The sequence below is a fragment of the Paenibacillus sabinae T27 genome (assembly GCF_000612505.1).
Lineage (GTDB): Bacteria > Bacillota > Bacilli > Paenibacillales > Paenibacillaceae > Paenibacillus_AQ > Paenibacillus_AQ sabinae.
The window spans coordinates 3,989,854-4,012,990 of the sequence record NZ_CP004078.1 but is presented as its reverse complement, the minus strand read 5'-3'; the positions used below and the strand labels follow the sequence as shown (position 1 = coordinate 4,012,990).

Here is a 23,137-nt window from a genome sequence, read left to right as displayed (position 1 = left end):
TCGCCTTGCCCCATTCTTTTTTCCACATTATAATGATTCTAATTTCAAAAAGTATTCAAAAAGTACGTAAGAAGTCTGATGTCTGTGTGATATAATTTATATAGTTGTGTAGCGAATATGTGAAATGGGCAGCTGCGATTGACTTGGGCTGAACATGCAAATGCTAATATACAGCAACGAATTAAGACTAGGATGGTGAACTTACAGATGCACATCGTCGCCGTTGGCCTGAATTATAGAACAGCGCCTGTCGAGGTGAGGGAACAGTTTGCTTTTGCTGAGAAGGATCTCCCGGCAGCGCTTCATCAGCTGATGCGGACGAAGAGCGTGCTGGAGGGGGTCATCGTCGCTACCTGCAACCGTACGGAAATCTATGTGGTTGTGGACCGTCTTCATATGTGCGGGTATTTTCTCCGCAGCTTCATGGAGCAGTGGTTCGGCGTAAAAGGCGAGCAATTTACACAGCATATGTATATATATGAGGATGAACAAGCGATCCGGCATTTATTCCGGGTTACCTGCGGGCTGGATTCCATGGTGATCGGCGAGACGCAGATTTTGGGGCAGGTTCGCAGCGCATTTTTGACCGCTCAGGGCGAAGGCGCGACGGGAACATGGTTCAACCGGCTGTTCAAGCAGGCGGTAACCGTGGGCAAGCGGGCACACAGCGAGACGTCGATCGGGGAGAGTGCGGTATCGGTCAGCTACGCGGCTGTTGAGCTGGGCAAGCGGATCTTCGGCATGTTCACCGGCAAAAAAGTGCTGATTCTCGGCGCGGGCAAAATGAGCGAGCTGACGGTCAAGCACTTGTACGCAAGCGGCGCGGCGGAAGTGGTTGTGGCGAACCGCACCCTGGCGCGTGCGGAGGAGCTGGCGGAGAAGTTCGCGGGCCGTCCGTGCACGCTGGAAGAAGCGGCCTTGCGGCTACATGAGTTCGACATTGTGATCAGCTCGACCGGAGCGGGTGGCTATGTGCTGACAGCTGACCGAATCGTGCACAGCATGAAGAATCGTGCGTCCCGGCCGCTGTTCATGATCGATATTGCGGTTCCGCGCGACATTGACCCAGCTGCGTCCGAGATTCCGGGTGTGTTTTTGTACGATATCGATGATTTGGAGGGCATTGTGGAGAGCAATATGGAAATGCGACGGGGTGAGGCCGTGAAGATCGAAGGCATGATCGCGGAGGAGACCGAGAGCTTTCAGCATTGGCTTAAGACGCTGGGCGTGCAGCCGGTCATCCGGGCGCTCCAGGAGAAATCGAATGCTATTCATGAAGAAACGCTGGACAGCCTGTTCAACAAGCTGCCTGAGCTGGACGAGCATCAGCGCAAGATTATCCGCCGGCTGACCAAGAGCATTGTGAACCAGATGATGCATGACCCGATCAATGTTATCAAGGAGATGTCCGGTGATAAGAACGGGAGCGAAGCGCTGGATTACTTCACCAAGATCTTTGCGCTGGAGGAACGGCTGGAGACCGGATTGGAAGGCGGGAACACCGCTCAAGAGAGAAACCGCCAATCATTAGAACCTGTGCCCGGCAGCGGAAATGCCGCTCAGCCCAAGAGTGCTTTTGCTCAGGCTGGCCTCTAAGGGAGGATGGCGGCATGCATTACCTGAATGGAATATATGACGCAGCCTTGCTGCTGTACGCCCTGAGCCTGCTGTTTTATTTCCTGGATTGCCTGAAACGGAGTCCGGATCGGAAGCGGTTAGGCACAGGGCTTCTTGTCTTTGTCGGTCTGCTTCAATCTGCAGGGCTTGGCATACGCTTTTATGAGGAGAAGGGTTTGCCGATTTTTACGCCGTATGATTTTCTGTTCTGGTTCTCCTTCACCATTGTGCTGATTTCGCTGGTTCAATCGTTCATGCGAAGGTCCGAGTTCACGGTGCTGCTGCTTGGCGTGGCGGGGTTTAGCGCCTTTTTGCTTAACCGGGTGTGGCTGACGGCTGAGGACCATACGCTCCAGAGCTGGAAAGCGGTGCACGGCTGGCTGGCCATGCATATTATTCTCGCCAATTTGAGCTTTGCCGCGCTGACGCTGGGGGCCGTGTTCGGGCTCATGTACCTGTTCCTGCATACCAGGCTGAAGCACAAGAAATGGAATGACCGGGTCCGGCGCCTGCCGAGTCTGGAGGTTCTTGACAAATATGCTTACACCTCCGTGCTGGTGGGAACGCCTCTGCTCGGGGTGTCGCTTGTGGTGGCCGGAATCTCGATTGTCTCCGAAGGGCGGCTGCCGCTGTTTCAGGATTTGAAAGTGCTGTCGACGCTGATCGGGCTCGGGATTTACATAACGTATCTTGTGCTTAAAAGGTTAGGCCGGCAGAGCGGGATTACCATGGCGTATTGGGCAGTTTCGGGCTATGGATTCATCATTCTGAATTTCTTGCTGAATTCTTGGTCCGATTTTCATCGTTGGGGCGGGGTGTGATCGAAGGTGACTGTATATTTGCCGGTTATGCTGGACGTTCAGGGAAGGCGCTGCATTGTTGTTGGAGGCGGTAAGGTGGCGGAGCGCAAGACGATGGGGCTGCTGGAGGCCGGAGCGGCGGTAACGATAATCAGTCCTGCGCTGACGCCGCAGCTCACGGAGCTTGCGGAACAGGGAGCCATTGTCTGGCTGAACCGCAGTTATGCTCCCGGGGATGCCCGCGGAGCTTTTCTTGTCTATGCGGCGACTGACGATTCCGGGGTGAACGGGGAGGTGGCCCGCGAGGCGGAGAGCCTGGGTGTGCCGGTGAATGTGGGCAGCGATGCGGAAGCCGGAAGCTTCATTACGCCGGGCGTACTGCGCAGGGGCCGTCTGACCGTGGCGGTATCGACTTCGGGCGCGGGACCCGGCACCGCCGCGAAGCTCACGAAGCTGCTCGAGGAAACGTTTGGCGAGGAGTACGAAGCTTATCTGGATTTTTTATATCGCATGCGGCAGGAGATCAAGCGGCGGGAAGCGTCGCCGGAGGCTCGAAAGCTGCTGCTGAGAACGCTGGGCCGGCTTCATGTGCTGGATGAGATCAGAAGGGGTACCTTTACAGAGTGGGATTCGGAGCAAATCGAGGCCTGGATCGCACAACATCGGGAGGAATAACAAAGATGCGAACGATTATCGTGGGCAGCAGACAAAGCGCGCTGGCATTGACGCAGACCGGTCAGGTGATTGAAGATTTGAAGCGGCTGTGCGCGGAGCACGGCTTCTCTTTTGATTTCGAGGTGAAAAAAATCGTCACCAAAGGCGACCGTATTCTTGATGTGACCCTCTCCAAGGTGGGCGGCAAGGGGCTGTTCGTCAAGGAGATTGAACAGGCGATGCTGGACCGGGAGATCGACATGGCCGTGCACAGCATGAAGGATATGCCCTCCGAGCTGCCGTCTGGACTTATGAACGCCGCGGTTCCCCGGCGCGTCGATCCAAGAGACTGCCTGATTTCGCGCGAAGGGGCCGGGCTCGCGGACCTTCCTGCGGGAGCGCGGGTTGGCACAAGCAGTCTGCGGCGTTCCAGCCAGCTTGCGGCGCTGCGGCCCGATCTGGTCATTGAGCCGGTGCGCGGCAACATCGACTCCAGACTGCGGAAGCTGGAGAGCGGCGAATATGACGCGATCCTGCTGGCGGCGGCGGGCCTGACCCGGATGGGCTGGCAGGACCGCGTGACGGCCTATCTGCCGCCGGAGGAGTGTCTCCCCGCGGTAGGGCAGGGGGCGCTTGGGATTGAATGCCGCGAAGATGATACCGAGCTGCGGAAGCTGCTTTCATTGTATAATGATGAAGAGACTGCACTCACGGTTGCCGCAGAGCGGCGCTTTCTCGGCGTGCTGAATGGCGGCTGTCAGGTGCCGATTGGCGCTTTTGCTACACTTGAGAAGAGTGTTGAGACCGGCGCTCCGGCTGAAGGCCGGAGCCTTACGCTTACCGGCATGGTCGGCACGCCGGACGGAGCCGTCATATTGAAGGAGACATGTACCGGGACCGACCCGGTGCTGCTGGGCGAAGAAGTGGCGAAAGCGTTGACCGTGAGGGGTGCGGAGAAGATTTTGTCACAGCTAAGGGGTTGAGGAGATTGACGGGCAAAGTGTATTTGGTGGGCGCGGGTCCAGGGGATGCCAAGCTCATCACGATTAAGGGCATGGAGTGTATCAAGAAGGCGGATGTGCTGGTCTATGACCGGCTGGCCAGTCCCCGGCTGCTGAAATGGATGCCTCCCGGCGGAGAGAAGATCTATGTGGGCAAGCTTCCGGACCGGCATACGATGAAGCAGGAGGAAATCAATCAGCTGCTCGTCGATCTGGCGCTTCAGGGCAAGACGGTGGTGAGATTAAAGGGCGGCGATCCGACGATTTTTGGCCGGGTGGGCGAGGAAGCGGAGCTTCTGCGCAAAAACGGCATTTCTTACGAAATTGTTCCGGGAATCACCTCGGCGATCAGCGTGCCTGCTTATGCCGGCATTCCGGTTACTCACCGCGACTATGCATCCTCTTTGTCAATTATTACCGGGCACGAAAGCCCAGACAAGCTGGACCGTTCGATTCATTGGGATAAAGTGACGAATGCCACGGGAACACTCGTGTTTCTGATGGGGGTTGCCAAAATCGGCTATATCAGCGATAACCTGATCAAGCACGGGCGTCCGCCGGAAACGCCAGTGGCGCTGGTCCGCTGGGGAACGCGCGCGGAGCAGGAGACGCTGACCGGCACACTCGCCGACATTGAAGAGAAGGTGAAAGCGGCGAATTTCGGATCACCGGCCGTTATCGTCGTCGGTGATGTGGTGAAGCAGCGGGAGGAGCTGAAATGGGCCGAGGAACTTCCGCTGTTCGGCAAGCGGATTCTTGTCACCCGGGCGCGCAGCCAGGCGAGCGAGCTGGTGGAGCGGATTGAGGACCTAGGCGGAGAACCTTATGAATTCCCGGTGATCGAAACGGTCATGCCGCAGAGCGAAGAGAAGCGGGAGGCTATCGCTTCGGCGCTGTCGAAGCTGCCGGAATATGATTGGGTGTTCTTTACGAGCGTCAATGGTGTGGAGTTCTTCTTCCGCCATCTGGCGGAGCTGAAAGCGGACATTCGCGGCTTGTCCGGCGCCCGCATCGCCGCCATCGGACCGGCAACCGCAGCGGCGCTTGCCGATCGGGGCATAATTGCCGAGGAGCTGCCGGCCCGCTTCCACGCGGAGGGGCTGATTGAGGCACACGGCGATGAGCTGCTTCCCGGTCAAAAGGTACTGCTGCCGCGCGGCGATCTCGCCCGGAACTGGCTGCCGCAGAAGCTGGAGGAGCTCGGCCTTTCGGTGACGGAGATCGACACGTATGAGACGGTCGCTACCGGCGAGGATGACATCGAGTTATTGAAGCTGCTGGAGGAAGGGCGGATCCATGCCGTTACCTTCACCAGCTCCTCGACGGTGAAGAATCTTCTCGAAGTATTGAAGCGGATGGGGCTGGAAGATCCGCTGCCGCTGCTTGAGAAGGTGAAGATTGCGTGCATCGGTCCGCTCACCGAACAGACGGCCGTGGAAGCGGGACTGGAGCCCGGACTGCTGGCGGAGGAAGCGACAATCGACTCGCTCGTTCGCGAGCTGTGCCGCTGGAATGAACAGACGCGCTGATTCATAAACACGGCTGCCCGTCACAGCCCGGCTAAGGCATTGCTCGCCGGGCTGTTTGGCGTTCTTTTTAATCCCGGATTGTCCGGCTTCGCTTTGCGTCTCTGTATTAAATCCTCCAGATGTGATATGATATAGGAACAAATGTTCTGATATGGAGGGTGAGACAATGCCGAAGACATACGAACCGGTAACAACGAAGACAGGAATGACACGGGTAAAAGAGGAACGAATGCCCTTCGGCTGGTCGGTCAATCCGTACCGGGGGTGCGCGCATGGCTGCAGCTTCTGTTATGCCCGAGGATTTCAGGGTTTCATCGACAAGAAGGCGGATGACGAATTCCAGAACCATATTATGCTCAAGACAAACGCGGCGGAAGCGCTGGAGGAACAGTTGTCGAGGCTGGCCCGCAGACACCGGCATGATCTGGAAGCGATGCGCAAGGAACTGGGCGAGGTGGTAATCGGGACGGCAACCGATCCTTATCAGCCGGTTGAGGGCAGAACGGAACTGACCCGAAAATGTCTGATGGTGCTTGCCAAGTACGGTATCCGTACCTCGGTGACTACCCGCTCTCCATTAATCCTGCGGGACCAGGATCTCTTGGAGCAAATGCGTTCACTTACGGTCAATATCAGCATCAATACGCTGAATGACAGGCTGGCGCGCAGGCTGGAACCGGGATCGCCGCTCCCTTCCAAGAGACTGGATACGCTCCAAAAGCTGGCGGAACGGGGAATTGCGACGAGCGTGTTCATCGCCCCAATCCTTCCTCTGCTGACCGATGATCTTGAGGGGCTTGAAGCGCTGTTCGCCGCCTCGGCGCAGCGGGGAGCGGAATCGGTCATGACCTCGCTGCTGCGCCTTTCCCCGGATGTGAAAGGCTGGTATTTTCGCACGCTGCAGGAACAGTTCCCGGATGTCTTGGAACGGTATCGAAGAATGTATGCAGACGGAAGTTACGCCGAAGCGGTCTATCGCGAGAACATGTCCCGGCTTTTGGATGAGCTGCACCGCAAGTACGCTTCAAGGTTCCGCGCCGCGCCGGAGTGGTCTCTCCCAAGAGGCGCGAACGGCGCAGGGGAAGAGCCGGGGCGTCCCGGACTGGCTGAAATCGCCGGGGAGCCGCCGGTCGAGCAGCTGTCTTTTCCGTTTTGACAATGGGTTAATGGCTTATCCCCCGGCGCGGATCGGAGAGGACAGAACGGTCTTTAGTTGACGATTCTATTGTCTCCAGGTGTTATAGGGAAGAGCCGTTAGAGGCGGCTTGAGCGGAGAAAGACCACTTGCCTCTTTTCGGGATGGATAAAGATGCTTTTCCCAGCAGGCTGCGGTAAAATTAAAGTTAGTCATCGGTTTAATATTCATTGAGAAATGAGGGATGGATATGAAGAAACGCGAATTGGGCAAATCCGGTCTGGAGGTTTCCGCTCTCGGTCTCGGCTGTATGGGCATGTCCGAATTCTACGGCAGCCTCGACGAAGAGGAATCCATCCGCACGATCCACCGGGCGATTGAGCTGGGCGGTACCTTTCTCGATACGGCGGATATGTACGGCGTCGGCAGAAACGAGGAACTGGTCGGACGGGCGATCAAGGGACAGCGGAATAACGTTATCCTGGCTACGAAATTCGGCAATGTTCGTGCGGCTGACGGAACACCGCTCGGCATAAACGGCCGGCCCGAATATGTGAAGCAAGCGTGCGACGCCAGCCTTCGGCGGCTTGGTGTGGATCATATCGATCTCTATTATCAGCACCGGGTCGATCCAAATACACCGATTGAAGAGACGGTCGGTGCGATGGCCGATCTTGTACAGGCCGGCAAGGTACGATACCTCGGCTTATCCGAGGCGTCGCCCCGGACGATAGACAAAGCGCATGCCGTTCATCCCATCGCCGCGCTGCAGACGGAATATTCGCTGTGGAGCCGGGAGGTTGAGGATGAGATCCTGCCGTTCTGCCGGGAAAAGGGCATCGGCTTTGTGGCGTACAGCCCGCTGGGCAGAGGATTTCTGACCGGTCAGATCAAATCCTTCGACGATCTGGAAGAGAATGATTACCGGAGATTCGCTCCGCGTTTTCAGGGCGACAACTTCCGTAAGAACCTCGATTTGGTCGACCGCATCCATGAGATTGCCAAGGAAAAAAGCTGCTCGTCCTCGCAGCTGGCTCTGGCCTGGCTGCTCAGCCAGGGAGACGACATCGTGCCGATTCCCGGAACGAAACGCAGATCCTATCTGGAAGAGAACATCGGCGCTCTCGATATAACGCTGGACGAGGATGATCTTCGCCGGATCGAAGAAGCGGCTCCGCAGGGAGCGGCCGCGGGCTTCCGGTATCCCGAAGCTTCGATGAAGACCATTGACCGGTAATTCCGCGTTCGTTGAAGTGCGGCGGATGAGAGCCGGATATTTGTTAACACTAACGGAAATACAGGAGGAAGTAGAATGAGCTTTCCGATTACGCGGCACCGCCGCTTGCGGTCTTCCGCCGGAATTCGCGGAATGGTGCGCGAGACGGTGCTGAATCCGCTTGATTTGATACAACCGATCTTTGTTACGTACGGAAACGGAATCAAGAATGAAATCGGGTCCATGCCAGGCGTCTATCATTTCTCGCTCGACACGCTGAAAGAGGAAGTCGATGAGATTGTTTCGCTGGGAATACCGGCGGTTCTCCTGTTCGGCATTCCCGAGACGAAGGACGCCGTCGGCTCCTCGGGCTTCGACGAGTACGGTATCGTGCAGGAGGCGACGCGCCTGATCAAGCAGTGGTATCCCGAACTGCTGGTTATCGCTGATACGTGCCTGTGCGAGTTCACGGACCACGGTCACTGCGGCATGGTCCATACGCATACCGTCGACGGCGTCGTACACGGCGATGTGCTGAACGACGCTTCGCTTGAGCTGCTGACCCGCACGGCGGTCTCGCAGGCGAAGGCCGGAGCGGACATCATCGCTCCGTCGAACATGATGGACGGATTCGTGCAGGCGATCCGGGCCGGGCTGGACGAGGCCGGGTTCCAGCATGTGCCGATCATGTCCTATTCAGTCAAGTACGCTTCCGCGTTCTACGGCCCGTTCCGCGAGGCGGCGGACTCGGCGCCGCAGTTCGGCGACCGGAAAACGTATCAGATGGACCCGGCGAACGTGCGCGAAGCGATCCGCGAAGCGGAGAGCGACGTGCTGGAAGGCGCTGACATGCTGATGGTGAAGCCGGCGCTCGCTTATATGGACGTTATTCGCGTGATCCGCGAGCAGTTCGATCTTCCGCTTGTCGCTTATAACGTCAGCGGCGAATACTCGATGGTCAAGGCTGCCGCGCGGCAGGGCTGGATCAATGAGAAAGCGATTGTGCTGGAGCTTCTGACGGGCCTTAAGCGCGCAGGAGCCGATACAATTATCACGTATCATGCCAAGGACGCGGTCCGCTGGCTGCGCGGGGAGTAATTGAAAGGCTTTTTCAAAATGTAAGTATTTATTAGTATCGCGGGTATTAATGGCCTAATATTTCTACGAGAAACGTACGGGCGTCCTTCAGGACGCCGTCAGGCGTTTCTTCTTGAGACAGGAGGGTTTCTGGAATGGGCAAGGAAAGCTTGGCCCGGAGGGAGGAAGCTTCCCGGGCAGCCTTTGAAGAGGCGAAGAACTACATTCCCGGCGGGGTGAACAGCCCGGTCCGGGCGTTCAAATCGGTCGGGTTGACACCGATCTATGTGGAACGCGGGGAAGGCTCCCGGATTTACGATATCGACGGGAACAGCTTTATTGATTATGTCTGCTCCTGGGGACCGCTCATCATGGGCCATGCCCATCCGGAAGTGGTCAAGGTGCTGCAGGAAACGGCGGTCAGAGGAACGAGCTTCGGGGCGCCTACGCTGATCGAGACGGAAATGGCCAAGACGGTCGTGGAACGCGTCGAATCGGTGGACATCGTGCGTATGGTCAACTCCGGCACGGAAGCGACGATGAGCGCAATCCGACTGGCCCGTGGCTATACAGGAAGAAGCAAAATTGTGAAATTCGAAGGCTCCTACCACGGCCATGGCGACAGCCTGCTGATCAAGGCGGGCTCCGGCGTTGCGACGCTCGGACTGCCGGACAGCCCGGGGGTGCCGGAAGGGATTGCCGCGAACACGATTGCGGTACCATACAACGATCTGGAATCGGTCAAGCTGGCTTTCGAGCGGTTTGGCAATGATATCGCCGCGATTATCGTGGAGCCGATTGCCGGGAATATGGGCGTCGTTCCGCCGGCCCCCGGATTTCTGGAAGGCCTGCGCAAGGTCACAACGGGCTATGGAGCCCTGCTTATTTTTGATGAGGTGATGACGGGCTTCCGGGTGAACCGGGGCTGCGCGCAGGGCCTGTTTGGCATTAAGCCCGACCTGACCTGCTTCGGCAAGGTGATCGGCGGCGGACTGCCCGTCGGCGCCTATGGCGGAAGCCGGGAGATTATGGAGCAGATCGCTCCATCCGGTCCAATCTATCAGGCGGGTACGCTCAGCGGCAACCCGCTGGCGATGGCGGCGGGACTGACGACGCTGAAGCTGCTGACGCCGGAGGTCTACGACCGGCTGGAAACGCTGGGCGCGCGTCTGGAAACAGGGCTCAAGGTGAATGCGGAGGAGGCCGGAGTACCGCTGACCGTAAACCGCGTCGGTTCGATGGTGTGCCCGTTCTTTACGGAGGGGCCGGTTACCAATTACGACACAGCCAAGGCGAGCGACGTGAACCGTTTCCGCGCTTATTTCGGCCAGATGCTGGAACAGGGAATCAGCGTGCCTCCATCGCAATTTGAGGGCATGTTTATTTCGGCGGCGCACAGCGAGCAGGACATCGACGACACGATTGAGGCCCACCGCGCGGCCCTGAAGTTGCTGTGAGGCCGGGCGAACCTGTCAGGAAGCCCGGCTGGGTGCGGCGCGGAGAGTGGCTGGAGACCATGCCCGGGCGCAGCGTAACCTCAGCCGAGGATAAGGGCGAAGCCATCGACCGGTGGCTGAAGGAGACGGTGAGGATGCCGGACAAGCTGCTGGCGAGGCTTCGCCGCGAGGACGGCATCCAGTGGAGAGGGGACCGGCTGCGGCTGGCCCTTTTCCCGCCGAGGGAACCGGGGATTGAACCGGTCTGGCAGGAGCTTGAGGTGCTGCACGAGGATGATTTCTGCCTCGTCGTTCACAAGCCTGCGGGCATGGCGGTTCATCCCGACGGCAGCGGGAGCGGCGTGACGCTGGATCATGCGGTCGCCGCCCATTACGCCGCTTCCGGCGAGAATTGCGCCGTACGGCATATTCACCGGCTGGACAAGGATACGACCGGGCCGGTGCTCTACGCGAAGAATGAATTCGCGCAGGCGATTCTCGACGGGGCGATGCGGGAGAAGACGATTTCCCGCAGATATGCCGCCATTGTCCAGGGCGAGGTGGCGAAGTCGCTGACCGTGATCGATCAGCCGATCGGCCGCGACCGCCATCATGCCGGACGCCGGAGAGTATCCCCGGGCGGGCAGCCGGCCGTGACCCGGATTGTCGGCCGCGAGGTGTGGCAGGGCGCATCGCTGCTGCACATTGAGCTCGAGACGGGCCGGACGCACCAGATCCGGGTGCATTTAAGCCATCTCGGCCATCCCCTGTACGGGGATGGGCTGTATGGCGGGCCGAAGGCACCCGAAGCCGAAGGGGCCCGCCCGCTGCTCCGGCAGGCGCTTCACGGAGAGGCCCTGCGCTTTGCGCATCCCTGGACCGGGGAAGAGCTGGACATTGCCGATCCCTGGCCGGACGATATGCTGGGACTGCGGCATGTTCTTGGGGGAAGCAGCAGTTAAGCAAAGCAAAAAAGGATCAAAAGCGCGTCAGCCCGGCCGGCGAGCGCTTTTGATCTTTTTTTTCGTTTGAGATTATGCGGAAGAAAGAAAGCCCGCCGGGAGGCTGAATGGACTGAAACGGAATTCCTCCCTTTTATTGCTCCAAAAATGGCCTTAGGCTGCGCCTCGACGGGAATTCCTCCATCTTAATTCGGCGTTTTCACTTATAACGGCCCAGATTACATCAATAAGCCGGAGTTTTTCCCGCTTAACGGTCCGATATCCTCTTTTTCAGGAAATAAGAGGGAGGTTTTCCCGTTCGCGCCGGAGTCACCAGAGACTAACCGCCCGGCCCTCCCGCCGTATCATAACCTACGAGCTACTGTCAGACCAGCCGAGTTTCTAGTGCTCGCGCTCAATGTCACCGGCTATTAAGCCAGCCGGATTTCCAGCAGTTCGTACTCAATGACACCGGCTGGGGCATCGACCTTGATGACGCTGCCGGATTTTTTGCCGAGAAGCTCTTTGCCCAGGGGACTTTCGTACGAAATTTTATTCTGGTCGACATCGGCTTCGGCGGGACTCACAATCCGGTATTCAACTTTTTCCGAGAACTCGATATCATTCAGTACGACGAGCGATCCAACGGAGACGGAGGTAACATCCAGACTATCCGCACTGACCACTCGGGCATATTTCATCATGTTCTCCAGCTGCTTGATCCGCGTCTCCATGAACGCCTGATCGTCCTTGGCAGAGTGGTACTCGCTGTTTTCCTTAAGGTCGCCGTAGCTGATCGCCACTTTCAGACGCTCGGCCAGCTCCTTGCGCTTGACCGTTTTAAGCTCTTTCAGCTCTTCGTCCAATTGGGCATAGCCCTCCGGAGTCAGGATGATTTCATCTTCTTTATTCGCCATTTAATCACAACTCCCAATTCGCTTTTGACTCTGTCTCTATTGTACCCTAAATCGGAGTGAATGTGATAATCGCCCTTTACCTGCGGATAACCCTGGCATTCAGGTGACTTCAGCCCTGGTTTTCGAACGGATTGGTCATGTGCTCTTGTTCAAAGCATATACATGGGGAGAGTAACATTTTGGGCTTACGCTCCGGGCCTGTCCCGGGGTTAGATTATGCCACGAAGGAGGACATTTCCCGTGTTTGACCAATCCCACGGCCTGCGGTTTGATATTTATGAACGCATTCACCTGTCTCAAGACCTTCCGGGGATATCCGAACTGGAAGAGGTTGAGCTGCTGCCGGATATTCAGGTCATTCAGCGAGAAGACCGGGCGGAGCTGCGCGGACAGCTTCTGCTGACGGGTCTGTACCGGAGCGAGGATGACCGGACCCACCGTCTGGACCACGCCATTCCAGTTGAGATCACGGTGCCGCTGGCCCGGGTCAGCTCGCTCGAAGAGATCGGTGTGGAAATTGAAAATTTCGATATTGATCTGTTGACGATGCGCAGCGTGAACATTACCGGTGTGCTGTCACTGCGCGGCATAGGAGGGTCCGAGCCGGTTCCCGCCTGGCAGAGCGAGGAATTTACCGTTGCTTATTCGCCGGAGGAGGGAGACCGGGCGATAGCCGGTAAGTCCGATGCCCCGGCGGATGTAGCTGAGGGATTGTATGAAAATTCCCTCTGGACTTACGGTGAAGGTTCGGCGGAGGATGCCGCCTTGGAGCGGGAGCAAATCGAAGCGCTTGGTGCCGATCAGGCATTTCCGGGAATCACGCAGGAGGAAGACAGCGATGAGCTGCCCAACTTGAATCTGGAGGAGGACCGGTATGCCGAGATTCATTCGGAGAACGGCCAGCCGTTCATTGCGAAACAAGAGACGGAGCCCAGCGGTCAATGGAAGAGTCCGGCCAGCTGGAGCCATTTTGCGCAGGGGGGCGCGAACGCTGGCGGCAGCTCGTTGGCCGGCGACCGGAAATCCGCCTCGAAAACGGAGGATATCACAGACACGGACGACGAAGAGAGTACGGATCTCGCAGACGCTTCTGCCCCGGTCTCCTTTGATTCCCTCGCTGCCACAGGCAGCGGTCCGGCGGAGGAACAGCCTGCGCCGGAAGCCGACAGCCTCCCGGAGACGCCCCTATCCCCGGAGGAGAAGCCTGATCTGAAGATTGCTCTGGGCAGCAAAAAAGACACCGGCCAGCAGACCAAGGAGCACTTAAGCTTCTCATCCCTGTTGTCCTCGGGCAAGAACCGCAGCGAGAATGAGGAAGCTGCAGCGGAAAAAACCGTGTCCTCAACCGCGGCCGTCACTCCGTCCGAATCGTCCGACGATTCCGAATGGAAGAGCAGATTTATGAGGACCAAGGACGGAGAACAGGCTTTCCGCAAGGTCCGGCTCTGCATTGTGCAGCGCGAGGAGACGCTCGACTCCATTGCGGAGAAATATCAGCTAAGCGCCCGCGAGCTCGTTCTGTACAACCGGCTCTCCGGCCAGACGGTGGAAGAGGGGCAGGTCATTTATATTCCCTAAGGAAGTTCGAGGTTAAGCTTGACGACGATCCCGGCTGATGGGCAGCCGGGATTTTTTTGTCATGGCTTCAGATCGTTGAGTGTTCTATCATTGTATTATTTGTATCATATTATATAATATAAATAATACTTTATTAGCTGGAGGAATCGCATGATTATTACGCTGGACTTCAAGAGTGAAACGCCTATTTACGTGCAGCTTCGCAATGCGGTGGTCGTGGCAATCGGCAGGGGCGATTTGCAGGACGGCGAGAAACTGCCGACGATCCGGCAGCTGGCGGAGGAGCTCGGCATAAATGCGATGACGGTAAATAAAGCCTTCACCACTCTGAAAAACGAAGGGTTTATTACGATTGATCGCAGGCATGGCGCCACGGTAACAAAGCCTGAGGGCGGAAACGCGGAGTACAAGGAGAAGCTGGAACAGGAGCTGACCCTTGTCATCAGTGAAGCGAGCCTGAAGGGGGTTGGCCGTAAGGAGTTTCTGGATACCTGTGCGGACATTTTTGCCGCGCTCGCCGCCGGCCAGCGTCCAATTGCGGAATAGAAAGGGAGATAATGACATGACATTCGTATTGATATTGCTCCCTGTATGCCTCATTTTCCTTCTGGTTGTACAGTTGTCCTACGGCACACGTCCGAATATAACAGGTGGGGTTATCATTTTCGGTATCGGAATTCCGGAGTATGCCTCCCAGGCCGAAGAATTGAAGAGTCTCCGGGCGTCTTTCCACCGAAGCAATACCTTCTTTATCATCATTGGCGCATTGGCGATTCTGCCGCTGTTTGCGCTCAGCCGTTATTTTTCGCTGGTCTATATGTACTGGTGGATCTGGATGGGCATCGTGCTGTGGGCAGGATACCGATTGTTCTCGAAGTATCACCGTGCTGCGGCCCGGATCAAGCGTGCGCACGAATGGAGTATCGGAGAACGGCACGTCGTCCGGGCTGATACTACGCTTATTTTTCTGAAGAAAAAAATGTCCATTTCTCCCATATGGTTTATCGCGCCGTTTCTGATCGCTCTGGCCGTTATGTTCTATGCGTGGCGTTCTTCCAGCGAATTTGGGATAGTGATGGGCGCTCAGGCGACTGGAATGACGCTGCTGTTCTTTCTCCTGTCTCTTGCGTTCCGGCGTATGCGGACCAAGGTGTATAGCGACGACAGTACGATAAATGAGGGACTTAACCGGGCCCAGAGAAGATACTGGTCTATGCTGTTTCTGGCAATCGCCATGCTGGATGCGGTATTTGCCGCAGCTGCCACGCTGTCCGGACTGGATACCTTGGCTCACTTTGGCGCCGTTTGGCACACTTTGATCGCGATCCAGGCGGTTGCGCCTTTGGCCGTTGCCTGGTACACGGATCGAAAAATGAATGAGTGGAGCAGACGGCTTGTTGAAGCGGGCGGCCAGCCATTTTACACCGATGATGATGAATACTGGATTAACGGGATTACTTACCATAATCCAAACGACCGGAGCATGCTGGTGCCCAAACGGGCCGGACTCGGCTTGACACTCAATATGGCGATGCGCGGTAGCAAAGTCTTGATAGGCGTGATCTTTACATTAGTTTTCATGTTTATTGCTGGCCTTGGGATTTTCTTGGTCAGGGAAGATTGGATGGTACCAAGACTGATGGTAGGTACGGATGGAATCGTGCATGTGCAAAGTCCGAGTTACGGTTATTCTTTTTCGCTGGATCAAATCCGTGAACTTAGGCTGGAGAACGAACTGCCGGAAGGCATGCGGACCAATGGCGTCGCCACCGACACCTATGCCAGAGGGCATTTTAGATTGAAAGGCTGGGGAAATACCCGGGCCTATATTTTCAAGCACTCGCCCCCTTATATTGTCATCAGACTTGCAGAAGAATATATTGTGTATAACGATAGAAATGCTAACGATACCCGGCAGACATTCGAGGAGATTAGAGGCAAACTTCCGATTACACATTAAATATCCGTGAGATATCCGTGGCTGCATATCAGACTGTAATAGCGAAATGATCGATTTTGCGATAGACTAAAATACAGGAGACGAAGAACGTCCCGATCCATTCCACCGAATGGGCCGGGGCGTTTTTTTCATTTTAGAGGAGATGATCAGAATGAATGTTGAGGAAGCGCATGCGGCATTTATCCAGCTCCACTTGCGGAGCAGAACGGGAGAACGAAAGGGCCGCCTGGAGCGAGGGCACCGGGAGGCGGAGAAGCTATTTTGCTGCAATGTGTGGTGGCCGCTTCTAGGGGACTTCAACCATTTGCACCCGGAATACGAAGTTTTGGATTGGCGGGGGCTGTCCTATTTCTGCGATTTTGCCTGGATTACGCCCTTTGCGAGACTCATTATCGAAATCAAAGGTTTCGGCCCGCACGTCACGGATATGGATAGAAAAAAATATTGCAACGAGCTGAACCGGGAAGCTTTTTTGACGGCTATGGGGTTTCAGGTCATTTCTTTTGCCTATGACGACGTTGCCCATCATCCTGAGCGGACTATCACGCTATTGCGCATGGTGCTCAGCCGCTTTCAGCCTCAGTCTTCACCGGATAACCTGCACAGTGTGGCGGAACGGGAAATCGTTCGGTTGGCCTGTATGCTCGCTCGCCCCCTTCGCCCGATCGATGTGGAGGCTCATTTGGGCATCAACCATCGCACAGCGGTTCGAATGCTGCAGACACTCTGCGGGAAAGGGTGGTTTAACGCCGTGACCGGAGCAACGGGCAAACATGTGGTTCGGTACGAGCTGCAGCGAGGCGCGGTGAACCAATTGATGCAGAAAACCTGAAGCGGTGAACCAGTTGATGTAGAAAACCTGAAAATGTACATCTTTTGTCGGCGTTGGCGCTTTCGCTGGATAGGGTGCCTGCAAAAATACATTTATTTGCCCGTCCAACCTCCAATGCAGGCGGGGGAGCCGGAAATTCCTGCACATTAGCAGGTTCTCCTAGTTGCACCGGACTTTTGATCGAAAAAACCTGCACATTAGCAGTTTTGCAAGTTACGGATTGCGGATTGCGAATTGGGGATTGTCGATCGCCGATTCCCGATTGTCGATTGCCGATTAGCTGTTTTCAAGGTACGGATTGCGAATTGGGGATTGGATCGCCGATTCCTGATTCCCCATTGCCGATTAGCTGTTTTCAAGGTACGGATTGCGGATTGCCGATTGTCGATCGCCGATTCCTGATTCCCCATTGCCGATTCCCGATTCCCGACTTGCTCTCCATGAACTTTTCGTCAAAATTCGTCAGCGAATGTCCTGCTAAGACCGTCTCCCGGTTGACTATGCCGGACTCAAACTGTATTATGTAAGGTATTAAGCCATATTTTCTTTAAAGACTGGGAACGGGAAGAGTAGGCGGTCAGCCCTTCAGAGAGCGGAATGCAGCAGCTGTGAGCTTCCGTAGGATACAGCCAGCCGAAGTCGCCCCGGAGTCGCCCGCTTGAGCTTCAGAAGGCCGTTACGGCCATGAGGTTAGAGCGCGCCGGCCGCAGGCCGTTATTTCTGCATAGAGTGTCGCGTTATGTCGGCCGGGTGTTCGTAAGGGTGCCGGCTCCGCCGTTATCTTGGCGGATGACGCGAAACAAAGGTGGTACCGCGAAAGAATGACCTTTCGTCCTTTGAGGGCGAAGGGTCTTTTTTGTATTTTAGTTCCGTTTCCGGAACGGACGGTGACAGCCGTTTCTACGTTTGAGAGTTAGACAAATACGGAGGTAAAAAGCTATGGCAGAACAAGATCAATTAACGCCGGCGCAGCAGCCGGAGCTTGAAGGGAACGGAGGCAGCCCGGCAGAGGGCGCCGCGAAGAACGACATGCCGACGACGTACGATCCCAAGGCTGCGGAGCAGAAATGGTATCCTTACTGGGCGGAAGGTGGCTACTTCAAGGCCGGACAGCGCCCGGATGCGAAGCCGTATACGATTGTAATTCCGCCGCCGAACGTAACGGGGATGCTGCATATCGGGCATGCGCTCGATTTTACGCTGCAGGATATTCTTATCCGCACGAAGCGGATGCAGGGCTATGATACGCTGTGGCTGCCGGGAACGGACCATGCGGGCATCGCCACGCAGACCAAGGTAGAACAGAAGCTGCGCGCGCAAAATATCTCCCGCTACGATCTCGGCCGCGAGAAGTTCCTGGAGCAGGTATGGGCGTGGAAGGACCAGTACGCCGCAACCATTCATGAGCAGTGGGCCAAAATGGGCCTGTCGCTCGATTACAGCCGCGAACGGTTCACGCTGGACGAAGGGTTGTCCAAGGCGGTTCGTGAGGTCTTCGTCAAGCTGTACGAGAAGGGCCTGATCTACCGCGGCAAACGTATCATCAACTGGGACCCTGCCGCCCGTACGGCCCTGTCGGACATCGAGGTAGAGTATAAGGAAGTTAACGGACATCTCTATCATCTGCGTTACCCGCTTAAGGACGGCAGCGGCTTCATTACCGTGGCAACTACCCGTCCGGAGACGATGCTCGGTGATACGGCGGTAGCGGTGCATCCGGAAGATGAGCGCTACAAGGACATGATCGGCAAGACGCTGATTCTTCCAATCATCGGCCGCGAGATTCCGGTTATTGCAGATGAGTATGTGGAAAAAGAGTTCGGCAGCGGCGCGGTGAAGATTACGCCAGCCCACGACCCGAACGACTTCGAGGTTGGCCAGCGCCACAATCTGCCGCAAATCGTCGTTATGGACGAGAGCGGCACGATGAACGCCGAAGCGGGGCCTTACAAGGGTCAGGACCGCAGCGAATGCCGCAAGAACATTGTCGCCGACCTGAAAGAACAAGGCGTGCTCATTTCCATCGAGGACCATGTCCATCAGGTAGGGCACAGCGAACGCTCCGGCGCCGTGGTCGAGCCTTATCTGTCGACGCAGTGGTTCGTGGCGATGCAGCCGCTCGCCGAAGCGGCGATTAAGGCGCAAAAAGACGGCAGCGGCGTGAATTTTGTGCCGGACCGGTTCGAGAAGATTTATCTGCACTGGATCGAAAATGTACGCGACTGGTGTATTTCCCGCCAGCTCTGGTGGGGCCACCGCATTCCGGCCTGGTATTCCGAATCCACCGGCGAGATGGTTGTCGCCCGCGACGAGGAGGAAGCGCGCCGGATCAGCGGCCTGAGCGATCTGAAGCAGGACGAGGATGTATTGGATACGTGGTTCAGCTCGGGTCTGTGGCCGTTCTCGACGCTCGGCTGGCCGGATGACAGCGCCGATATGCAGCGCTATTACCCGACCGACGTGCTTGTTACGGGCTACGATATCATCTATTTCTGGGTGGCGCGGATGATCTTCACGGCGCTGGAATTCACCGGCGAGAAGCCGTTCTCCGACGTGCTGATTCACGGCCTTGTTCGCGACGCGGAAGGACGGAAGATGTCCAAATCGCTCGGCAACGGCGTTGACCCGCTCGAAGTTATCGAGAAATACGGCGCCGACGCCATGCGCTTCATGATCTCAACAGGCAGCACGCCGGGACAGGACCTGCGCTTCCGCTGGGAGAAGGTGGAGCAGGCCCGCAATTTTGCGAACAAGATCTGGAACGCCTCGCGCTTTGCGCTGATGAATCTGGAGGGCGTATCCTTTGAAGATATCGACATTTCCGGCAAGCTCGGCACCGCCGACCGCTGGATTTTGCACCGTTTGAACGAAACTTCCCGCGATATTTCGCGTCTCATTAATGCATACGATTTTGGCGAGACCGGACGTCTTCTTTACAATTTCATCTGGGACGATCTTTGCGATTGGTATATCGAGTTCGCGAAGCTGTCTCTGTACGGTTCGGACACGGAAGCCAAAAGCAGCACGCAATCGGTACTGGCCTATGTGCTGGACCGCACGCTGCGCCTGATTCATCCGTTCATGCCGTACATTTCGGAGGAAATCTGGCAGCATCTGCCGCATGAAGGCGAGACGATTACGCTGGCCGCCTGGCCGCAGTACGATGCCGCGCTTGAGAATCCGGATGCGGTGGCGGAAATGAACCTGCTTATGGACATGATCCGCGCCGTGCGCAATATCCGGGCCGAAGTGAACGTGCCGATGAGCAAAAAAGTTGAGCTGATCGTCAAGGCTGGAAGCGAAGAGACACTGGCTATTATCGAGCGGAACAACGCCTACATCAGCCGCTTTGCCAACACGTCCTCTTTCGAGGCGGGCCTGAATCCGGAGGCTCCGGAGAAGGTGATGTCCGCTGTCATAACGGGGGCCGAGCTGCTGCTGCCGCTGTCGGGCCTGATCGATATCGAGCAGGAAATTGCCCGGCTTGAAAAAGAAGTACAGACGCTGAACAGCGAAGTGGAACGCGTGGAGAAAAAGCTCGGCAACCCCGGCTTTGTAGCCAAGGCGCCGGCTAAAGTCATCGAAGAGGAACGGGCCAAGCAGGCCGATTACTCGGCCAAACGCGAGAAAGTGCTCGCCCGTATCGCGGAGCTGAGAGGATAACGGATATGGAAGAGATGAACGGGGCCGGCTCAGCCGCCCCTTTACAGTCCTATACAGCTGCGGTGGATTGGATCAATGGCCTCATTCCTTTCGGCATCCGTCCGGGCCTTGAACGGATCGAACGGTTGATGGAAAGACTGGGGCATCCTCACCGCCGCCTGAAGTTTATTCATGTTGCGGGAACGAACGGCAAAGGTTCGACCTGCGCTTTTCTGACGTCGGTACTTAGACAATGCGGGTATTCCGTTGGGACGTTTACTTCCCCGTATATTACGAAGTTCACGAACCGGTTTCAGTATAACGGCGAGGATATTCCCGAAGAGACGCTGACGGCGATTGCGAACCGCCTGCATCCGCTGGTGGAGGAGATTGCGGAAACGCCGCTAGGTTCCCCTACGATGTTCGAAGTGACGACGGCGCTTGCCATTCTGTATTACGCCGAAGAGTGCTATCCGGACGTTGTCGTATGGGAAACAGGCCTGGGGGGAAGGATGGATGTAACGAACATCGTGACCCCGATCGTGTCGGTCATAACGAACGTAGGCTACGATCATACGGATGTTCTTGGAGATACGCTTGAGAAAATCGCTTACGAGAAAGCGGGCATTATCAAGCCCGGCGTTCCGGTCGTCAGCAGCGTTTCCCAGCCCGAAGCGGTCTCCGTGCTTAAGGATAAGGCAGCGTCCTGCAAGTCGACCCTGTACCTCGCAGGTGAGCAATTTACCTATGAGAGCAAAGGGACCTGGGAAGGGGTGCAGACCTTTGCCTTTAAGGGTCCTTTCCGCTCGCTCGATATCGGCATTGCCATGAAGGGTGAGCATCAGTTGGCCAACGCCGCCGGCGCCATGATGGCGCTGGAGGTGCTGCGCCAGTACATGGCGTTCATTCTCGAGGATGAGGATGTGCTCGCCGGCTTTCGCCACACGTTCTGGGCCGGAAGACTGGAAGAAATTCCGGGCAGCCCGCGGATTGTTCTGGACGGCGCGCATAACCCAGAGGGGGCACAAAGCCTGGCGTCGAGCCTGCCGAAGTTCTATCAATACCGAAAATTAAATTTAATGATGGGTATGCTGTCAAACAAGCATCATGAATCGTACTTCAAGCATATACTTCCTATAGTGGATACGCTTATCCTGACCGAACCGGATTTCCGGAAGAAAATGGACGCGGAACACCTTCAGCTCATCGCGGAAAGTCTGCGTGAGAACTACGCCAAGGATCATTTGCAAATCATTGTGGAGCATGATTGGGGCAAGGCGCTCCAGCTTCTGAAGTCGATGACGGAAGAAGACGATTTGGCGGTCGTGTCCGGTACGCTTTATTTGATCGCTGATGTACGGAGCGCGCTTTTGCGGCAACCCGATTCTGAAAAAGGCTGGTGACTAACTGTTGGATACTACGGAACGAGTTCATTTTATAGGAATCGGCGGTTACGGGATGAGCGCTATTGCCCGTGTGATGCTGGAGATGGGATATACGGTAACGGGCTCCGATGTAGCCGCCCAGGAACTGACGGAGAAATTGATAGCCAAAGGCGCGAAGGTATATATCGGCCATACGGCGGAGCAGGTCAAGGGCGCCGATCTCGTCGTCTATTCCACTGCCTTGTCGAAGGATAATGTGGAACGGGTAGAGGCGGAGCGTCTGAACATTCCGATTCTTCACCGGTCGCAGATGCTGGGTCGGCTGCTTAATGAGCGCAAGGGCGTCGCCGTTGCAGGAGCACACGGCAAAACGACGACCTCGTCGATGATCGCCCTTGTCATGGAGGAATGCGGGGTTGATCCTACGTATATCATCGGCGGGGAGATTATGAACGTCGGCACGAACGCCAAAGCGGGTCAGGGAGAATTCGTCGTGGCCGAAGCGGACGAGAGCGACGGTTCCTTCCTTCAGTACCATCCTTGGCTTGCGATTGTCACGAACATCGAGGCCGATCATCTGGAGAATTACGGCGGCGATTTCGAACGCCTGAAGAGCGCGTATGTGCAGTTCATGAGCCAGCTCCGCGAAGACGGCACGGCGATTGTCTGCGCGGACGACGAGACGGTCACCTCGCTTCTGCCCAAGATCAAGGCGAATGTCACGACTTACGGCATCCGCTCGGCGGCGGATTATACCGCGACCGATATTGCGCTCGGCGACCGCCAGGTAACGTTTACGATGAATCATGGCGCTACGGCGCTCGGACGGGTCGAGCTGTCGGTGCCCGGCCTGCATAATGTGTACAACGCGATGGCCACGATTATCGCTTGTCTGAAAGCGGGCATTCCGTTCGCGGCCATCGCCTCGGCCATTGTTAAATTCAACGGGGCCAAGCGGCGTTTTCAAGTGCTCGGCGAAGCGGACGATATTCTCGTGATCGACGATTACGCTCATCATCCGACGGAGATCCAGGCGACAATCAGCGCGGCCAAAGCAACGGGCAAGCGCATCATTGCGGTCTTTCAACCGCAGCGCTACACGCGCACCTTTTTTCTGCTGGACGCGTTCAGCCGGGCTTTTGGCGAAGCGGATGAGGTTATCATCACCGACATCTACTCTCCGGCAGGCGAGAAACAGATCGAAGGCGTATCTTCGGCCAAGCTGGTAGAGCTGATTATTCAGAACAGCAACCCCGGAGCACGCCACCTGCCGACCAAAGAAGATGTTCTTGCGGATCTTAAGGACCGTCTGGCTCCCGGCGATCTGGTAATCACGATGGGAGCGGGCGATATTTATAAAGTCGGATATGTGCTCGCGGATAATCTTCGGAAGCGCGGAGCCTCAAAATAAAACGGA

At 56.5% G+C, this 23,137-nt stretch carries 18 protein-coding genes and 1 other annotated feature; of the genes, 17 read left to right on the top strand and 1 reads right to left on the bottom strand.

What is annotated here, in order from left to right; all coding sequences use genetic code 11:
• Nucleotides 1-207 precede the first annotated feature (207 nt).
• The 10 genes from hemA to PSAB_RS18420 all read left to right on the top strand — a co-directional run bounded on the left by hemA (nt 208) and on the right by PSAB_RS18420 (nt 11,427).
• Nucleotides 208-1,596 carry a glutamyl-tRNA reductase gene (hemA, locus tag PSAB_RS18465; protein ID WP_025336066.1) on the top strand — a complete coding sequence of 463 codons (1,389 nt, stop codon included), beginning with the start codon at nt 208-210 and terminating at the stop codon, nt 1,594-1,596.
• A gap of 14 nt (nt 1,597-1,610) precedes the next feature.
• Nucleotides 1,611-2,438 (top strand): cytochrome c biogenesis protein CcsA, encoded by an 828-nt coding sequence (ccsA, locus tag PSAB_RS18460; protein WP_025336065.1) that lies wholly within the window; start codon nt 1,611-1,613, stop codon nt 2,436-2,438.
• A gap of 6 nt (nt 2,439-2,444) precedes the next feature.
• The gene (locus PSAB_RS18455) at nt 2,445-3,092 is read left to right on the top strand and encodes a precorrin-2 dehydrogenase/sirohydrochlorin ferrochelatase family protein (RefSeq protein WP_193373904.1); all 648 of its coding nucleotides are present in this window, start codon (nt 2,445-2,447) and stop codon (nt 3,090-3,092) included.
• Between the two features lie 5 nt (nt 3,093-3,097).
• Complete coding sequence (gene hemC, locus PSAB_RS18450) at nt 3,098-4,054, top strand: hydroxymethylbilane synthase (protein ID WP_025336063.1); 957 nt, start codon at nt 3,098-3,100, stop codon at nt 4,052-4,054.
• Between the two features lie 5 nt (nt 4,055-4,059).
• Entirely contained in the window at nt 4,060-5,601 is a 1,542-nt protein-coding gene (gene cobA, locus PSAB_RS18445; RefSeq protein WP_025336062.1) for a uroporphyrinogen-III C-methyltransferase, read from the top strand.
• Between the two features lie 166 nt (nt 5,602-5,767).
• The gene (locus PSAB_RS18440; RefSeq protein ID WP_025336061.1) at nt 5,768-6,757 is read left to right on the top strand and encodes an SPL family radical SAM protein; all 990 of its coding nucleotides are present in this window, start codon (nt 5,768-5,770) and stop codon (nt 6,755-6,757) included.
• A 229-nt stretch (nt 6,758-6,986) separates the two neighbouring features.
• The gene (locus PSAB_RS18435) at nt 6,987-7,973 is read left to right on the top strand and encodes an aldo/keto reductase (RefSeq protein WP_025336060.1); all 987 of its coding nucleotides are present in this window, start codon (nt 6,987-6,989) and stop codon (nt 7,971-7,973) included.
• Between the two features lie 75 nt (nt 7,974-8,048).
• Complete coding sequence (gene hemB, locus PSAB_RS18430) at nt 8,049-9,050, top strand: porphobilinogen synthase (RefSeq protein ID WP_025336059.1); 1,002 nt, start codon at nt 8,049-8,051, stop codon at nt 9,048-9,050.
• A gap of 134 nt (nt 9,051-9,184) precedes the next feature.
• Nucleotides 9,185-10,486, top strand: coding sequence for a glutamate-1-semialdehyde 2,1-aminomutase (gene hemL / locus PSAB_RS18425; protein WP_025336058.1), 1,302 nt, complete (start codon nt 9,185-9,187; stop codon nt 10,484-10,486).
• Between the two features lie 59 nt (nt 10,487-10,545).
• Nucleotides 10,546-11,427: an RluA family pseudouridine synthase gene (locus PSAB_RS18420; protein ID WP_051529881.1), complete on the top strand. Its 882-nt coding sequence runs from the start codon at nt 10,546-10,548 to the stop codon at nt 11,425-11,427.
• 410 nt (nt 11,428-11,837) lie between these two features.
• Here the strand turns inward: PSAB_RS18420 and greA are convergent, their stop codons facing one another.
• Nucleotides 11,838-12,323, bottom strand: coding sequence for a transcription elongation factor GreA (gene greA / locus PSAB_RS18415; protein WP_025336056.1), 486 nt, complete (start codon nt 12,321-12,323; stop codon nt 11,838-11,840).
• Nucleotides 12,324-12,563: 240 nt separating this feature from the next.
• Between greA and PSAB_RS18410 the strand changes: the two genes are divergently transcribed.
• The 7 genes from PSAB_RS18410 to murC all read left to right on the top strand — a co-directional run bounded on the left by PSAB_RS18410 (nt 12,564) and on the right by murC (nt 23,131).
• Nucleotides 12,564-13,901: a LysM peptidoglycan-binding domain-containing protein gene (locus PSAB_RS18410; RefSeq protein WP_025336055.1), complete on the top strand. Its 1,338-nt coding sequence runs from the start codon at nt 12,564-12,566 to the stop codon at nt 13,899-13,901.
• A 150-nt stretch (nt 13,902-14,051) separates the two neighbouring features.
• Nucleotides 14,052-14,447: a GntR family transcriptional regulator gene (locus PSAB_RS18405; protein ID WP_025336054.1), complete on the top strand. Its 396-nt coding sequence runs from the start codon at nt 14,052-14,054 to the stop codon at nt 14,445-14,447.
• Between the two features lie 16 nt (nt 14,448-14,463).
• Nucleotides 14,464-15,861, top strand: a complete 1,398-nt coding sequence (locus PSAB_RS18400; protein ID WP_025336053.1) for a DUF5808 domain-containing protein — start codon at nt 14,464-14,466, stop codon at nt 15,859-15,861.
• A gap of 151 nt (nt 15,862-16,012) precedes the next feature.
• Nucleotides 16,013-16,693, top strand: a complete 681-nt coding sequence (locus PSAB_RS18395; RefSeq protein ID WP_025336052.1) for a DUF559 domain-containing protein — start codon at nt 16,013-16,015, stop codon at nt 16,691-16,693.
• 547 nt (nt 16,694-17,240) lie between these two features.
• Nucleotides 17,241-17,533 (top strand) — a binding site (T-box leader).
• A 189-nt stretch (nt 17,534-17,722) separates the two neighbouring features.
• Nucleotides 17,723-20,356: a valine--tRNA ligase gene (locus PSAB_RS18390; protein ID WP_038597331.1), complete on the top strand. Its 2,634-nt coding sequence runs from the start codon at nt 17,723-17,725 to the stop codon at nt 20,354-20,356.
• A 5-nt stretch (nt 20,357-20,361) separates the two neighbouring features.
• A complete protein-coding gene (locus tag PSAB_RS18385; RefSeq protein ID WP_025336050.1) occupies nt 20,362-21,738 on the top strand; it encodes a bifunctional folylpolyglutamate synthase/dihydrofolate synthase in 1,377 nt (458 codons plus the stop codon).
• Nucleotides 21,739-21,745: 7 nt separating this feature from the next.
• Nucleotides 21,746-23,131 carry a UDP-N-acetylmuramate--L-alanine ligase gene (gene murC / locus PSAB_RS18380; protein ID WP_025336049.1) on the top strand — a complete coding sequence of 462 codons (1,386 nt, stop codon included), beginning with the start codon at nt 21,746-21,748 and terminating at the stop codon, nt 23,129-23,131.
• The last annotated feature ends 6 nt before the right edge of the window (nt 23,132-23,137 follow it).